This is a genomic window from Pistricoccus aurantiacus (assembly GCF_007954585.1).
GTDB classification, from domain to species: domain Bacteria; phylum Pseudomonadota; class Gammaproteobacteria; order Pseudomonadales; family Halomonadaceae; genus Pistricoccus; species Pistricoccus aurantiacus.
This window is the reverse complement of record NZ_CP042382.1, coordinates 3,449,407-3,465,651: the sequence shown is the minus strand read 5'-3', so window position 1 is coordinate 3,465,651 and position 16,245 is coordinate 3,449,407. Positions and strand designations below refer to the sequence as shown.

General features: G+C 61.2%; 12 protein-coding genes. 9 read left to right on the top strand and 3 right to left on the bottom strand.

Annotated features, from left to right (window positions below; genetic code table 11):
- Positions 1 to 114 precede the first annotated feature (114 nt).
- From FGL86_RS16385 to FGL86_RS16345, 9 genes are all read left to right on the top strand, one after another.
- Positions 115 to 1,470, top strand: a complete 1,356-nt coding sequence (locus tag FGL86_RS16385) for an N-acetylmuramoyl-L-alanine amidase (protein ID WP_246131814.1) — start codon at positions 115 to 117, stop codon at positions 1,468 to 1,470.
- On the top strand, positions 1,467 to 3,383 hold the full coding sequence (gene mutL / locus FGL86_RS16380; RefSeq protein WP_147185764.1) for a DNA mismatch repair endonuclease MutL: 1,917 nt from the start codon (positions 1,467 to 1,469) through the stop codon (positions 3,381 to 3,383). Before FGL86_RS16385 ends, mutL begins: the two co-directional genes overlap by 4 nt.
- Complete coding sequence (gene miaA, locus FGL86_RS16375; protein ID WP_147185763.1) at positions 3,383 to 4,318, top strand: tRNA (adenosine(37)-N6)-dimethylallyltransferase MiaA; 936 nt, start codon at positions 3,383 to 3,385, stop codon at positions 4,316 to 4,318. Before mutL ends, miaA begins: the two co-directional genes overlap by 1 nt.
- 196 nt (positions 4,319 to 4,514) lie before the next feature.
- Positions 4,515 to 4,760: an RNA chaperone Hfq gene (gene hfq / locus FGL86_RS16370; protein WP_147185762.1), complete on the top strand. Its 246-nt coding sequence runs from the start codon at positions 4,515 to 4,517 to the stop codon at positions 4,758 to 4,760.
- A 14-nt stretch (positions 4,761 to 4,774) separates the two neighbouring features.
- On the top strand, positions 4,775 to 6,091 hold the full coding sequence (gene hflX / locus FGL86_RS16365; RefSeq protein WP_147185761.1) for a ribosome rescue GTPase HflX: 1,317 nt from the start codon (positions 4,775 to 4,777) through the stop codon (positions 6,089 to 6,091).
- Positions 6,092 to 6,194: 103 nt separating this feature from the next.
- Positions 6,195 to 7,430: an FtsH protease activity modulator HflK gene (hflK, locus tag FGL86_RS16360; protein ID WP_147185760.1), complete on the top strand. Its 1,236-nt coding sequence runs from the start codon at positions 6,195 to 6,197 to the stop codon at positions 7,428 to 7,430.
- Positions 7,431 to 7,432: 2 nt separating this feature from the next.
- Positions 7,433 to 8,320 (top strand): protease modulator HflC, encoded by an 888-nt coding sequence (hflC, locus tag FGL86_RS16355; RefSeq protein ID WP_147185759.1) that lies wholly within the window; start codon positions 7,433 to 7,435, stop codon positions 8,318 to 8,320.
- Between the two features lie 194 nt (positions 8,321 to 8,514).
- Positions 8,515 to 9,711 (top strand): ATP phosphoribosyltransferase regulatory subunit, encoded by a 1,197-nt coding sequence (locus tag FGL86_RS16350; protein ID WP_147185758.1) that lies wholly within the window; start codon positions 8,515 to 8,517, stop codon positions 9,709 to 9,711.
- Between the two features lie 62 nt (positions 9,712 to 9,773).
- Positions 9,774 to 11,069, top strand: coding sequence for an adenylosuccinate synthase (locus tag FGL86_RS16345; RefSeq protein WP_147185757.1), 1,296 nt, complete (start codon positions 9,774 to 9,776; stop codon positions 11,067 to 11,069).
- Between the two features lie 73 nt (positions 11,070 to 11,142).
- Here FGL86_RS16345 and FGL86_RS16340 read toward each other — a convergent pair whose 3' ends face one another.
- From FGL86_RS16340 to FGL86_RS16330, 3 genes are all read right to left on the bottom strand, one after another.
- A complete protein-coding gene (locus FGL86_RS16340; protein WP_147185756.1) occupies positions 11,143 to 13,968 on the bottom strand; it encodes a tetratricopeptide repeat protein in 2,826 nt (941 codons plus the stop codon).
- The gene (locus FGL86_RS16335; RefSeq protein WP_147185755.1) at positions 13,965 to 15,239 is read right to left on the bottom strand and encodes an alginate lyase family protein; all 1,275 of its coding nucleotides are present in this window, start codon (positions 15,237 to 15,239) and stop codon (positions 13,965 to 13,967) included. The genes FGL86_RS16340 and FGL86_RS16335 overlap by 4 nt, the downstream gene beginning before the upstream one ends.
- A 71-nt stretch (positions 15,240 to 15,310) precedes the next feature.
- Positions 15,311 to 16,240, bottom strand: coding sequence for a polysaccharide lyase (locus FGL86_RS16330; protein WP_147185754.1), 930 nt, complete (start codon positions 16,238 to 16,240; stop codon positions 15,311 to 15,313).
- Positions 16,241 to 16,245 lie beyond the last annotated feature (5 nt).

The following is a 16,245-nucleotide window of genomic DNA, read 5'->3' as shown; positions in this document are numbered from 1 at the left end:
TTGCGCCAGGGAAGTCCGGGGGGAAAGCCGCGTCTCGGGCACGCCGGTAGTCTGCTGATCCTGTGCTGCTGCTTCGTGATCGCCGGTCCATTGAGCGCCGCGCAGGTGGAGAACATGCGGTTGTGGGCGGCGCCGGACCATTCCCGGCTGGTGTTCGATCTTTCCTCCCCGGCGCAGGCCAACGTCTTTACGCTGGATAATCCTTCACGGCTGGTCATCGACCTCGACGCCAGCCAGCTGCGCTCGGATAGCGACAAGTTGAATCTACAGGGTAGCGCCATCGAAGCGGTGCGTACCGGGGTGCGTAACGGCAACGGGCTGCGTATCGTGCTGGACCTCAAGCGAGAGGTGGAGCCGGAGCATTTTTCCCTGGCGCCCAATGAGCAGTACGGGCACCGGCTGGTAGTGGACCTGACCTATCCCGGCGAAAGCGCCGTGGAAGACCCCATCGATCCTATCGAAGCGATGATCCGCGAGCAGGAGATCGCCGCCCAGCGTGCCCAGGCGGAGGCCAAGCTCGGCGGCAAGCCGCAATCTCCGGCGGCGGAAGCGGTCAAGAAGGCGCAGCCGCATCCCAAGCGGGATATCATCATCGCCATCGACGCGGGCCACGGCGGCGAGGATCCTGGCGCTCACGGCCCACACGGCACCCGGGAAAAGGATGTTGTGCTGGATATCGCCCGGCAATTGCAGCAAATCGTCAATCGAACGGAAGGCTTCAAGGCGGTGATGATCCGCGATGGCGACTATTACGTGGGGCTGCGCCAGCGCACCCGCATCGCCCGAGAGCAGAAAGCGGATTTTTTCGTCTCGATTCACGCGGATGCCTTTACCAGCGCCCGGCCCAACGGCAGTTCGGTGTTCGCGCTTTCACAAGGCGGCGCCTCCTCGGAAACCGCCAAGTGGCTGGCGGATTCGGAAAATCGCGCGGACTTGATCGGCGGTGTGGATGGCAACCTGTCCCTGCAGGACAAGGACGAGGTGCTGAGAGGGGTGCTGCTGGACTTGACCATGACCGCGACCTTGAACGACTCCCTGGCCATCGGCGGCCAAGTACTGGATCGTCTTGGCCGTGTCAATCGGCTGCACAAGTCGCGTGTCGAGCAGGCAGGTTTTGTGGTGCTGAAGTCGCCGGATATTCCCTCGCTGCTGGTGGAAACCGGCTTCATTTCCAATCCCACGGAAGAACAGCAGCTGAAAAGCGCCAGCCATCAGCGTGATTTGGCCCAGGCGATCTTCAGCGGCATGCGTGCCCACTTCCAGCAGAACCCGCCGCCGGCAAGCCTGCTGGCCTGGCAGCGGGATAACAGCCGAAATACCGCAGGCAACGAGTATCGCATTCAGCCCGGTGACACCCTGTCGGAAATCGCCAGCCGTCATCGGGTGCCCTTGGCCATGCTCAAGCAGGCCAACGAGCTCAACGGCGATGCGATCCGCGTGGGGCAGGTGCTGCGGATACCCAACTCATGAAGTCGCGTCGCATTCAGGTGCTCGATCCTCGCCTGACCAACCAGATCGCCGCCGGCGAGGTGGTGGAGCGTCCGGCGTCGGTACTCAAGGAGTTAGTGGAGAACGCCATCGACGCGGGCAGCCGGCGTATCGAGCTGGAGCTGGAAGCCGGGGGCGCCAAGCTGATTCGAGTAAGGGACGACGGCTCGGGAATCGGCGCGGAGGATCTTCCGCTGGCGCTTTCCCGTCATGCCACCAGCAAGATATTTTCCTTGGAAGAACTCGAGGAAGTGGCGAGCCTGGGGTTTCGCGGCGAAGCACTCGCCTCGATCAGCTCCGTCTCCCGGCTCGAGCTGGTGTCCAACCGGGAGGACGATCCGAAAAGCGGCTGGCGGGTGGTGGCGGAGGGTCGCCAGATGGAGCCGCGAATCTCCCCGGCGCCGCATCCTCGCGGCACCTCGGTGATCGTGCGGGATCTGTTCTTCAATACCCCGGCCCGGCGCAAGTTTCTGCGTACCGAAAAGACCGAGTTCGGTCACGCGGAAGAGGCGTTTCGGCGTCTGGCTCTGTCCCGTTACGATATCGGCTGGGTGCTGCGCCACAATCAGAAGGTCATTCATCAACTGCGCCCGGGGGATGATGATCTCGCTCGAGAAAAACGTCTCGGGGCGCTGCTGGGCAAGGGGTTTCTCGACAACGCCCTGCATCTGGATCTCGAGGCGAGCGGGCTGCGGCTATGGGGCTGGGTGGGTCTGCCGACTCATTCCCGGGCCCAGGCGGATCAGCAGTATTTCTTCGTCAACGGCCGGGTGGTCAAGGATCGGCTGGTGGCTCACGCCATTCGTCAGGCTTACCGGGACGTGCTCTTTCACGGTCGCCAGCCGGTGTTCGTGCTGTATCTGGAGCTCGACCCTCAGTTGGTGGATGTCAATGTGCATCCTACCAAGCACGAAGTGCGTTTTCGCGATGGCCGCCTGGTGCACGATTTCCTGTTTTCCAGCTTGCATCGCGCTCTGGGCGAAACCCGTGCCGGCACGGTCCAGACAGGTAGGGTCAGGCCAGTCGAGAACCCAGCGAATGCCTCTAACCTGGCCAAGGCGTTGGAAAACGCGGGGGAATCCGGCGACGGCGCTGCCTCACAGGAGACGCCGCGCTGGCAGCAGCAGCCCATGGCGCTGCATCAGGCGGAACCAAGGCCCAGCGCCAATAAAGTGCGGGAGTTCATGGCGGGCTACCAGGCGCTGCATCCGAATCACGAGGAGAGCCTGCTGACGCCGCAATCTCGGAAGGAAGATGCCTCTTCATCAACCCGGCCGGCGCCGCTGCCGGCGGATCACGAGGAGACGCAGGCGCCACCGCTGGGCTATGCCCTGGCGCAGCTCCAGGGGGTATACATTCTCGCCCAGAGCGCCCGCGGCCTGGTAGTGGTGGATATGCACGCCGCCCACGAGCGGATCACCTACGAGCGCATGAAACAGCAGGTTCATGCGGGCTCCCTGGATACTCAGGCCCTGCTGGTGCCGGTGTCTCTGGCCGTCGGTTCAAAGGAAATCGCCATCGCCGAAAGCGAGCGCGAAACCTTTGTGCGTCTCGGCGTGGAACTTGACGTGGCCGGCCCGGAAACCCTGCTGGTGCGCCGGTTGCCGGCTTTGCTCGGCAAGGCGGACGTGGAGCCCTTGATTCGCGACATGCTGGCGGAGCTTGAGCGCTATGGCCGCTCGAATCGCCTGGAAGCGCATATCAACGCGCTGCTGTCCACCATGGCGTGCCACGGCAGCGTGCGGGCGAATCGCCAACTGACCCTGCCGGAAATGAACGCCCTGCTGCGGGACATGGAACGCACCGAGCGCAGCGGTCAGTGCAATCATGGCCGCCCCACCTGGTTCGAGATGTCTCTGCAGGCGCTCGACAAGTGTTTCCTGCGGGGCCAGTGATGACCGGCGATTCTCGGCCGCTGGCAATTTTTCTGATGGGCCCCACCGCCGCAGGCAAGACGGATCTGGCGATCGCGCTTCACGAGCGCCTGGGCGTCGAGCTGATCAGCGTCGATTCGGCGATGATCTATCGCGGCATGGATATCGGCACCGCCAAGCCCGGTACAGCTGAGCTCGAGCGAGCGCCGCATCGGCTGATCGACATTCGCGATCCCGCCGAGTCCTACAACGCGGCAGAGTTTCGCGCGGATGCGCTCGAGGAAATGCGGCGTATTCATGCCGCCGGCAGAACGCCCCTGTTGGTGGGCGGCACCATGATGTACTACAAGCGTCTGGTGGAAGGCGTGGCGAACCTGCCTGCAACTGAGCTCGGGCTTCGCGCCGAGCTGGAAGACCAGATGCGCCGGAAAGGCCTCGGGTCGCTGCACGACGAGCTGACCAGAGTGGATCCGAATTCCGCCCGGCGTATCCATCCCAACGATCCCCAGCGCCTGATGCGGGCGTTGGAAGTGTTTCGTGGCACTGGGCGCTCCTTGAGCGAGCTGTGGCAGGAGCAGTCCCGAGAAACCTTTCCTTGGCGCACGTTGTCCATAGCGGTGTCGCCTGCGGAGCGAAGCCTGTTGCATGAACGTATCGCCCGGCGTTTTGTGACGATGCTGGATCATGGATTTCTCGATGAGGTAGCGGGCCTCAAGGCACGTGGTGACCTTTCGCTGAACCTGCCATCCATGAAATGCGTGGGCTACCGTCAGGCCTGGGAGCATCTGGAAGGGGATTACGATCGCCAGGCACTTGAATTTCGCGGAATTGCCGCCACTCGTCAACTGGCGAAACGTCAGCTGACCTGGCTGAGACGCTGGCCGTCTCTCAACTGGATAGACTCTCAGCGCCGCGATGCGCTTGGCCGGCTGCTTGAACTAGTGCGAAGCGCCTGAGTTTTTCCGCGGCGCTTTAGTTTGCGCGAAGCGCTTGCGTTTGTGCGAGAGTAAGTTTGTGCGCGAGCGGGGGAGTTAGCGTAAGATGAATATCGTGCTTGGCTCGCGGACACGAGATCAAGCATCATTGGTTCTGACGAAACCTTCGTCGGACAATTAAAAGAACATTGGTAAAAAGACAGTTATGGAGAGCCCCATGTCCAAAGGACAGTCACTTCAGGATCCTTATCTGAACATTCTTCGCAAAGAGCGTATCCCGGTATCGATCTTTCTCGTCAATGGCATCAAGCTGCAAGGGCAGATCGAGTCCTTCGATCAGTTCGTGATCCTGCTTCGCAATACCGTCAGTCAGATGGTCTACAAGCATGCGATCTCGACGGTGGTTCCCGCCCGTAATGTGCGCCTGCCTGCCCAAGATCCTGCCGCTGCGCAGGACAGCTGATCGCGAGGTAGTATTTGTTTTTCGAACGACCCGATGCGGGTGAAACGGCAGTCCTTGTCCATGTGGACTTTCAGGATGAGCAGGAACGCGAAGATCCGGGTGAATTCCTGGAGCTGGTGCGTTCCGCGGGCGCAGAGCCGGCTACCCTGCTGACAGGGAGCCGCAAGCGTCCGGATCCACGCAGCTTCATCGGCAGTGGCAAGCTCGAGGAGTTGCGTGAGCTGCTGGAGATTCATCAGGCGGAACTGGTGATCTTCAATCATGCCCTGAGCCCCTCTCAGGAGCGCAACCTCGAACGCAGCCTGAAATGTCGAGTGCTGGATCGCACCGGACTGATCCTGGATATCTTCGCTCAGCGGGCGCGAACCCACGAAGGTAAATTGCAGGTGGAACTGGCGCAGTTGGAGTACATGTCCACTCGACTGGTGCGAGGCTGGACGCACCTGGAGCGTCAGAAAGGCGGGATCGGTCTGCGTGGCCCTGGTGAAACCCAGTTGGAAACCGACCGACGGCTGCTGCGAGGGCGCATCAAGTCGATCAACAAGCGTCTTGACAAGGTGCGGCGCCAGCGTGAGCAGAATCGGCGCGCCCGGGCTCGGGTGGAAATGCCTAGCGTCTCGCTGGTGGGTTATACCAACGCGGGAAAATCCACCCTGTTCAATGCCATGACCGAATCCCGGGTCTACGCGGCGGATCAGCTTTTCGCGACGCTTGATCCGACGCTGCGTCGGCTCGAAATCGCGGATGTGGGTCCGGTGGTGCTGGCGGATACGGTGGGCTTCATCCGCCATCTGCCCCACAAGCTGGTGGAGGCGTTTCGCGCTACCTTGCAGGAGGCGGCGGAAGCCAGCCTGCTTGTCCATGTCATTGACGCGGCGGATCCGGATCGAGAACTCAACGTGATCCAGGTGGAAACCGTGCTCAAGGAGATCGAGGCGGATCGGGTGCCCATCCTGCAGGTGATGAACAAGATCGACCTGCTGGACAGCATGCCGCGCATCGAACGGGACGGAGAGGGAAAGCCCACCGCGGTATGGATTTCCGCCCAGCGCGGTCTGGGGCTCGACCTGTTGTCTCAGGCATTATCGGAATGTCTTGCCGAGGATGTGGTCGAACTTGAGCTGACGCTGGCTCCTCAGCAAGGCCGCTTGCGTGCCGGGCTTCACGAGCTGGGCGCGGTGCGGGAAGAGGCTTTCGATGACCAGGGGCGTACCTGTCTCGCCGTGCGGTTGCCGCGACGCGATTTTTTGCAACTGATGGCGCGTCTCGGTGAAAATGCCGACGACTATCTGCCGAAGCAGCATCAACACAAGCCTGTATGGGAGGCGTGACGCCTCAGGAAGTGCTTGGTGGTGCCACTAAGTCGCAATGTTGAATCCTGTTTTATATTCGCATATCTGATATCTACGTATTTAATGCTTGTGGAGAGGACATATGGCCTGGAACGAGCCGGGTGGTGGGGGCAACCAGCACGACCCCTGGAGTAGCGGCGGCCGGCGTAACGGCGGCGGGGGCGGGGGCAACAACAATCAAGGGCCGCCGGATCTGGATGAGGCGCTAAAAAAGTTTCAGGACAAGCTCAACCGCATGCTGGGCGGTCGGCGCGGTAAACGTGGCGGCGGCGGAAGCGGTGGCGGCGGCGGCAAGGGTCAACGCAATGTCTTTGCCTTGCCGGGACTGCTGATCATCGTTGCCTTGGCGATCTGGGCGGCCTCGGGGTTTTATCTGGTCGATCAGTCGGAACGTGGGGTCGTGCTGCGTTTCGGCAAGTTTCAGGATGTGGTCACCCCGGGTCTTCACTGGAATCCGCCTCTGATCGACGACGTACGCATGGTCAACGTCACCCGAGTGCGCTCCATCAGCCAGACCCAGTCGATGCTGACCCAGGACGAGAACATCGTCGGAGTGGAAATATCCGCTCAGTACCAGGTAGCAGACCCCAAGAACTTCGTGCTCAGCGTTCGCGACCCGGAACTCAGCCTGGAAAACGCCCTGGACAGCGCGCTGCGTCATGTGGTCGGTGGCACCCAGATGATCGATATCCTGACATCCGGCCGTGAGATACTGGGCAGTTCCGTGACGAGCCGCCTGCAGTCCTACCTGGACAACTACGGCACCGGAATCCGCCTGCAGACGCTGAACGTCGAATCCACCGCGCCGCCGGATGCGGTACAGGACGCTTTCGACGACGTCATTCGTGCCCGAGAGGATCGTCAGCGCACCATCAACCAGGCCATGGCCTATGCCAATGCGATCATTCCCGCCGCTCAGGGTCAGGCGCAGCGTCTGCTCGAGCAGGGGCAGGGGTATCGCGAGTCCGTGGTGGCCAAGGCTCAGGGTGCCGCCAATCGCTTCAACTCGCTGCTTACCGAGTACAAGGATGCGCCTCAGGTCATGCGTGATCGGCTATATCTCGATGCGGTCAGCGAAGTGATGAGCAAGACCAACAAGGTATTGATGAGCGCCGGCGAGTCCGGCAATGGCCCGGTCATGTACATGCCTCTGGATCAGCTGCGCGGTTCCGGATCACGTCAGGCGCAAGGCGTCGACAGCGCCAACTCGGGGGCTCTCGATCCACAACTGCTTGAAAGTATTGGCGAAGAAGCGAGTTCCTCAAGTAGTGCAAACAGTACCAGAAGCGGCAATGGTATCCGCCGGGAGGGCCGTTGATCATGATCAATAATCGATCCCTACTGATTGTTGGTGGTCTGGTGGCGGTAGCTTGGCTCGCCAGCAGTAGCCTGTATATCGTCGACGAGACGGAGCGTGCGGTAAAACTGCGTTTCGGTGAAGTCATCGAGGAAAACATTCAGCCCGGTCTGCACTTCAAGGTACCGATCACCCAGACGGTCGAAACCTTCGATACCCGTCTGCTGACCCTGGATACGGATGCCAGTCGTTACCTGACCCGGGAGCAGAAGGCGGTTATCGTCGACTCCTTCGTCCAGTGGCAGGTGATCAATCCGACTCGCTATTACGAGGCGACCGCCGGCGATGAAGTGATGGCAATACGCCTGATACAGCCGCGGGTGGACGAGAGCCTGCGTAACGAGTTCGGTCGTCTGAACCTGCAGCAGATTATCTCCGAAAAACGTGACGATCTCATGAACGGCCCTACCCAGGATCTGGACAAGCTGATGCGAGACGAGCTGGGTGTCGCCATACGCGATATTCGCATCAAGCGCATCGACCTGCCGGAAGACGTATCCGCGGCAGTGTATTCGCGTATGCGCTCCGAGCGTGAGCGTGAAGCTCGGGAATGGCGCGCTCAGGGCCAGGAGGAGTCCGAACGGATTCGCGCCAACGCGGATCGTCGTCGCCAGGTGCTGCTGGCCCAGGCCTCGGAGCGCGCGGAAACCCTACGTGGTGAAGGGGACGCGGAAGCCGCGGCAGTGTACGCTCAGGCCTATAGTCAAGATAAGGAATTCTTCCGTTTCTATCGCAGCCTGGACGCCTACCGGGAAAGTTTCCAGAATGACGGCAACGTGCTGGTGCTGGACCCGGACAGCGATTTCTTCCGTTATCTGCAAAGCCCGACGGCGCCGCAAGAAGGCTCTTGATAGAGAACTGCCGAGGGCTTTCGAGACATAGCACCTTCTGGCCTGGGGTTATTCCTCGGGCCAATTATGTTAGACTCCTGCAACCGGGCGTGGCCCGGTTTTTTTATGGGTTTTTAACGCCTCTATTACGCCGTTTATCGTTACTGGGTTTTACCATCACGGGATGGTATCGACTTGTTTGCAGGATGGATGACATGACCACCGCTGATCGCTGGCTGCTTCCCGACGGTATGGATGAAGTGCTGCCGCCCCAGGCGACGCGCATGGAAGAGTTACGCCGAACCTTGCTCAATCTCTACGACTGCTGGGGCTACGATCAGGTCATGCCGCCGGCGGCGGAGTTTCTCGATTCCCTGCTGACCGGTACCGGCTCGGATCTTGCGCTCCAGACCTTCAAGATCGTCGATCAGCTATCGGGTCGCACCCTGGGGGTCAGCGCGGACGTCACGCCTCAGGTGGCGCGTATGGATGCGCATTCCCTGCGGCGACCGGGGCCGGCGCGACTGTGCTATTGCACCACGGTGCTGCGTGCCCAGGCGGATCAATATCAAGGCGGACGCAGTCCAGTGCAGGTTGGTGTCGAACTGTTCGGCCATGCGGACATACAGGCGGATCTGGAAGTGCTCCGCCTGGCGCTCGCGAGTCTTAGGGTCGCCGGTGCCGAGGAAGTTCACCTGGCGCTGGGGCACATTGGCTTGTATCGCAGTCTGGTGGAGGCGGCGGATCTTGATGTCCAGGCGGAGCGGGGGATCTTTTCCGCCCTGGCGTTGAAGTCACCGGGAGAGCTGCAGGTTCAGTTGGAAACCCACGTCAGGGATCCTGACTTGGCGAACATGCTGGCGTCCCTCGTTGAGCTGCACGGCGGCGATGAGATATTCGAAACGGCCCGCGAGGTGTTCAGCAAGGCACCAAAGCCAGTCATCACCGCGCTGGATCAGCTCGAGACCCTCTGCCGGGGTATTCAGGCGGCATATCCGGAGGTAGAGCTGTATTTTGACCTGGCGGAGCTGCGCGGCTATCGCTATCACACCGGGATGGTGTTCAGCGCCTATGTACCGGGTTATGGCCAGGCCCTGGTCAAGGGCGGGCGCTATGACAATACCGGCCAGGCGTTTGGGCGCGCCCGGCCGGCCACCGGATTTTCCATGGATCTCAAGCTGCTGGTATCCCTGGCGGAGCAGGCGCCGCCGCTGAACGGCATCTGGGCGCCGGCGGAAGACACGCCGGGCGCCGAAACCTCGAGTCTGGCTCGCGCCATAGAAACCCTGCGTCGGTCCGGTGAGCGTGTGGTTCAGGCACTACCCGGCCAGCAGGACGATCCCGAAACCTATCGCTGCAACCGTCGCCTGGTACGGATGGGCGACGACTGGCAGGTTTCGCCCCTGAAATAGCATCGTCGCTTCTAAAGCGAAGCGGTTCGATGGATGGATTCTTTGATCAAGAGACGAGAGCAATGGGCAAGAACGTAGTCGTACTGGGTACGCAATGGGGTGACGAAGGCAAGGGCAAGGTCGTCGATCTGCTGACCGAATCCGCCGCGGCGGTGGTGCGCTTTCAAGGTGGCCATAACGCCGGCCATACCCTGGTCATCGATGGCGAGAAGACGGTCCTGCACCTGATTCCCTCGGGTATTCTGCGAGACGACAATATCTGCGTCATCGGTAACGGCGTGGTGCTGTCGCCGGAAGCGCTGCTCAAGGAAATTCACGAGCTCGAGGCCAAGAGCGTACCGGTACGCGAACGGCTGCGCCTGTCCCCGGCCTGCCCGTTGATTCTGTCCTATCACGTGCGACTCGATCAGGCGCGGGAAAAGGCCCGAGGCATTGCCAAGATCGGCACCACCGGCCGAGGCATTGGCCCGGCCTATGAAGACAAGGTTGCCCGGCGCGGCCTGCGTCTCGGAGACATGCTGCACCGGGAACGCTTCGCCTCCAAGCTGGGAGAAGTGCTGGATTATCATAATTTCGTGCTGCAGCACTATCACGGCGAGGCGCCGGTAGACTTCCAGCAGGTGCTGGACGAAGCCATGCAGATGGCGGAAGAGCTGCGGCCCATGGTCTGCGATACGGTGAGCCTGGTTCACCAGATACGCAAGGCCAACGAGAATATTCTCTTCGAAGGCGCTCAAGGGTCGCTGCTGGATATCGACCACGGCACCTATCCCTACGTCACCAGCTCCAATACCACCGCCGGCGGCACCGCCACCGGCTCCGGCGTGGGGCCCCTGTATCTGGATTACGTGTTGGGCATCACCAAGGCCTATACCACAAGGGTGGGCTCCGGTCCTTTCCCCACGGAGCTGTTCGATGAGTTCGGTCAGCATCTGGCGGAAAAAGGCCACGAGTTCGGCGCTACTACCGGGCGGCCGCGCCGCTGCGGCTGGTTCGACGCGGTGGCGCTGCGTCATGCAGTGCAGATCAATTCCGTATCCGGCATCTGTCTGACCAAGCTGGACGTGCTCGATGGGCTGGAGACGATTCGTGTATGCGTCGGCTATCGCAGCAAGGACGGCGAGGTACTGGACACGCCGGTGGATTCCGAAGGTTATGAAGCCATCGAGCCGCTGTATCAGGACTTGCCGGGCTGGTCCGAGTCGACCCTGGGCATCAAGGCCATCGAGGAACTGCCGGCCAACGCGCGATCCTACATCAGCTTTCTCGAGGAGCAGGTCGGCACCCCCATCGATATCATTTCCACCGGGCCGGATCGCAACGAAACCATCGTGCTGCGCAATCCATTTCTGGACTGAGATCCTTCAGGGCCTGCCTTTTCTCATCTGAGGCCGGTGTGAAGAACACCGGCCTCAGCGCCAAGTCTGGCGACTACTCCTGAAACGCCTCTCCCTGCTCCGCGTCCGGTTGAGGCACCTTGCTTTCACTCAATACCTGGTAGAGGGTCTCGAGAGCGACCTGGCTATTGCCTTCCAGCGTCTTGTCGAGCCATAAAAGCGCCTGATTGCGGTTGGCGTTTTCCAGTCCCTTTGCGCGCAGGTAGGCTTCCGCCAACGCCAGTCGTGCGGTGGGATGGCCTTGATTCGCTGATCGAAAAAGGTAGTCCGCCCCCATGCGAGGGTCGAATGTCAGAATATCGCCGCGCAAGTATTCGCGACCTAGGGTGGCCTGGGCGCCTGCATCGTTTTGCTCCGCGGCGCGCTGCAGCAAGCGTTTTCCTTGAGACACATCCTGAGGAATTCCCTGGTCGCCCCGCAGCAGCGCCCGGCCCAGCAGCGCCGACGCGCTGGTGTCACCGGCCTGTGATGCGCGGCGCAGCCAGGTCTCGGCTTTTCCTGCATCCTTCTGCACGCCGATGCCTTTCAGGTAGACCTTGCCTTTCAGCTGATAGGCATTGACATCCCCGGCATTCACTGCCTGTTCGAGATACTCGAGTCCCTGAGCCGTGTCCGGTGTAACGATCTCGCCGTCCAGATAGGCATGGGCGAGATCCAGGCGGGCAGGGGTGTAGCCTTGATCGGCAGCTTTCTTCAGCCAGCTCAGCCCTTGGTCGGTCTGCCCGTTTGCCAGCTGCAGCTCTCCCAGGTCCGACTGAGCGCTGGCAAGACCGTTTTTCGCCGCCTCGGTCAGGGCGTCGATATCCCCCGCTCGACCCCGGTCGCGCAATGTCAGCAGCAGCGAGCGGGAGGCGGTTTCATGTCCGGCCTGCTTCGAACGTTCCAGCCATTGCGTCGCCAGCTGCAGGTCCTGAGGCACGCCGCGTCCTTGACGATAGGCGCGACCCAGCAGCGCCATGGCATAGGCATCCCCTTGGGCGGCGGCTTGTTCGAGCAAGGCACGACCTTCCGGTCCCCTGACTTCCGGAACGCCGCCGAGATAGGCATCCCCCAGGCGAGTCATGGCGCCCACGTCGCCGGCCTCCACGGCGCGCTGGAGCAGGGCTACGCCTCGCTGCGGCTGCCGGGGCAGGGTGTCGCTGGTGAGATACGCCTCTCCCAGGGAAGTCATGGCAGTGGTATCCCCGGCCTCCGCTGCGCGCTCCAGCAGCGCCACGCCCTTGTCCGGCATCGCCGGCAGGTTTTCGCCTTCGAGGTAGGCGTTCCCCAGTCGCGTCATGGCGCTGGTGTCGCCAGCATCGATGGCCCGCTCAAGCAGTGCCACGCCTTGTTCCGGACGCTGGGGGAGGATTTCACCGCTGATGTACTCTTCCCCCAGGCGGCGCATGGCTTGGGTCTGACCCTGATCCGCCGCGGTTTGCAGCAGTGTTTCCGCTCGGGCTGGCGCCGCCGGCATGCCCTGGTCCCCCAGGTAAAGCAGGCCAAGCTGGGCCGTCGCGTAGGGATGCCCCGTCTGATGTCCGCGTTCGAGATAATCCCGGGCCACCTGGGGCTGCGCCGGGATTCCTTGGCCTTCCAGATAAGCCTTGCCCAGCAGGGCCAGCGCCAGGCCGTCATCCTGGCCGGCAACGGATTCAAGAAGCTCCAGTCCGTGCTGTGGTTTCGCCTCGAGCCCTTCGCCGTTCGGCCCCTTGCCTTCCAGATAGGCGCGACCCAGGCTCACGGTGGCGTTTATCGATCCCTGTTTCGATGCCTTGCCAAGCAGTTGTTCGGCGCGAGCAGGATTCGCCTCTAGCCCTTGATAACCCAGATAGGCGCTGCCCAGGATGGCCATGGCGTCGATATCACCGTCCTCTGCCGCTTTCTCCAACAAGGACGCGCCGAGGTCCGGGGTATTGGTATCGAGAAAAGCGCGTCCGGCCTGGCGGCGGGCGCTTCTGTCGCCGGTTTCCGAGGCGTTGGCCAGCCACATCAGTTGGGTATCCGGCTCATGGCCGAACAGGCCATCTGCGTCATGCTGTCTGGCCAGTTCCAGCATGGCGTTCACGTCTCCCATCGTCGCGTTTTGTTCGAGTACCGCCGCATAGCGGGCGGTGAAATCCCTGGCCAGGATGGGATCTTCCTTGAGCCAGCCCCCGGGAAGATGGGCCAACGCCAAATCTCGCAATGCTTCGGGCCGATCATTCCTTGCCGCCTGGAGATAAAGCTTCTCTGCCAGCTCCGGATTGGTCTTCACGTTCTCGCCGCCGGTGGACAGCAGCCGGGCGAGTAGTACTTTTCCTTCATCCTCCTTGCCCTCGTCCATGGCCTGGAGCAGCAGGTGATAGGCCAGCACGTCCCGCTGGTCGTCCGCGGCCAGGCGAGGTACCTGAGGGTCCAGATAGAGCTTGGCGAGGTTGAGGGAAGCGTTGTCCAGTACCGAGGAGGGCACCTCGAGCGCCTTGCCGTAGTACTTTTCCGCCTGAAGATAGTCCTGGTCGACGCCTCGGCCGTAGTGATAGAGCTTGGCCATTTCGTAATAGGCCGGAGGAAAGTCCAGATCCATCATGGCCTTCAGGCTGGAGATGGCCGTATCGTAGTCTTCCGCGGCAATGGCTTCCCGGGCGCGCTTGATTCGTCCCCAGTCCAGGCGATTCATCTGGACCTCCCAGCCATCGTCGAACCAGTCGCTGTAGCCGCTGGGAACGGGAGGTTGACTATCGGAGCCGGGAAAGCTGGCGCAGCCGCTCAGCCCAATGCCGGCAAGCGTCACGCAGATCGTCATCGCCAGGTACGGGCGTCGCTTGAGCGGTGCCCGGAGACTGGTCGGATCGTCTGCCCTGCAGGCATCGGGGCGATGCTGTGGTCGAGGGAGTTTCATAGGGGAGAGCTCTCCTTGCCGTACACCGAAAGCTGCTGTTTTTCTTCATCTTCCGTTTTCGGCCTGCGATACTTCTGTACTGTCGGATCCATGAAAAACAGGGTGACGTAGCCACCGGCGCTGCGATTGTAGATGGGACGTTGAGTGATCAGAAATTCGGCGATCCGCGGGTCGGAGAAATGCTGCTGATAGATTTCCATCCAGGAAGAATACTGGTTGTCACGCAGGAAGCCGTGATACTGCTCTCGAGGTATGTTCTCGCCGAGTATGCTGGCGTCCTCGATGGCGTCCAGCAGGAAATCCACGGCGTCCTTGATGGTATGCCCATCCACTTCCAGATGGAAAATGTCATAACCCTGGCGGGAAATGATCTGCATGTTGGTGACTAAATACATCAGCGCGTAGTTCTGGTAATGGACAGCTCGACGTCCTCGGGCGAGCTCCCGGGGAAGCCCGCCCGAGGACGTCATTTCATTCAGCGCGGAATAGACCGCGCCCACCCCGTAGCGAAACAGTTCGTTGTCCTCCGTCAGCACGCCGATCATGGTGGCGTACAGGGCGCGACGGTAGAAATGGTTGTTGCAGCAGCTTTCCTTGGTCTGGTTGGGTACGTAGGCGTGACGATAGGCCAGACGGCTGAACCAGTCTTCGATACGTTCGCGCTGTTCCGGTTGATCCTCCAGTTCCGGACGCACGATGGAATAGGCCATGGCGGCGGCGAAGATCATCGACTCCGTCGCATACCAGGCCTGACGATCGCTGGGCGAGTAGTGAAAATGAACGAGCGCATCCTGACTCGCCCACTGGTCGAGAAACCTGCCCAGGCATTGGGCGTAATAGTCGTCATTGGTGGCGACGAAAGCCCCGGCCAGGTTCGAAACGCTATCTTCGAACTGAAAGAGCGGCTGGGAGGCCTGGCGCCAGGCTTGCGGGTCTGGATAAAACCCCGGGATGCGTAGCCTGTTGGTAATAGGCGGGATTTCCAGTAATTGCCGGCAGCTCATTCCGCCGCTGAGGTTGTCGATGCTTTGCAGAAGCAGCGAATTGTCCGTGGAAGCAAGCAGCGCTTTTCGGGTAGCCACGTCGAAATAGGAGGCCTCCGGATCCGTGACGCTGTACTGGGAAAGATCCAGCTGCTGACGTTTTTTCAGCGTCATCAGTTCCGCGTAAGCCGGCCCTGTGACCAGGCATGTCAGAAGCAGAATGCCGATCGAGCAACGCCGAAACAGTGAAAGACCGAGGCCGCCACGATAATCGTTTGCCGCGAGCATGACGGCGCGTTCTCGGGTGACGCGCTTGTGAATCGAACGGGATGATTTGTCGAATTTTGACATGAATACGACTAACGAGATTGGGGGGCATAGAGGCGGAAGTCGGCGAAATCCACGGCCTGATCCCTAGGGGTTCGCCAGCCTTTTCCGGTACCGCCGAAGAACGTCGAGAACATGATGCCGTCGATAGTGACGTCTTCGCTGGTACGATAGACGATGCCTTGTTGCTCGAGCACCGGCTGACCGTCTACCCAGACTCGTGCCAGGCCATCCTCCTTCCCCGGGGTGTTGAGCACGATTTCCTGTTCCAGAGTCACCCAGCGGCCGGTATCAAAGGTCCAGCGGCCGCGTCCGGAAGAGGCGCCGTAGTCGCCGGGTTGATTGACGACATATTCATAGAGCTCTCCCTGACCGTTCTTTCGCCACATGAAGCGCAGGGTAAAACCGTTCTCTCCCGTGGCTGGGGTGCCGCCGCTTGGGGCCTCGCCGCCGTATAGGCCAGGGAGTTTCCCCCCTTTGACGAAGTCGAACCCCTCGGGGAAAAACACCTGGTAGCGCAGGCAGGCGCGCTCCGCGCCGGCAAGCTCGTGCGGTTTGGTATAGAAGCCGGCGCCGCCGCGTGGCACGTCGTCGTTCTGTTTGGAATCGCTGGGCGACGAGCTTTTTGCGGGATAGTGCACCCTGAGCCCCGGCTGCGCGAGACCGGTATCGAGCGTATCCATGATCTCGATATTGCCTTGTCCCATCCAGAGACGATCGGCGCCGAAACTGTCTATCAAACTCTGTTCGACGTCGCCGTCTTGTGTCGGTATGCGCGGATTTTCCACCAGCGGATAACGTGTCGAGCAAGCGCCTACCGTCGGTATGGAAAGCTGTTTTTCGTCGACGCTCTTGGCGAGCGTCGCGGTAGAGAAGCCAGCGACGAAAAACCCGCACAGCAATACCAGCGAAGCGCCGAAGGCGCGAGATATCCATAGGGGCAGCTTTCGAAATAATGTCATGAATA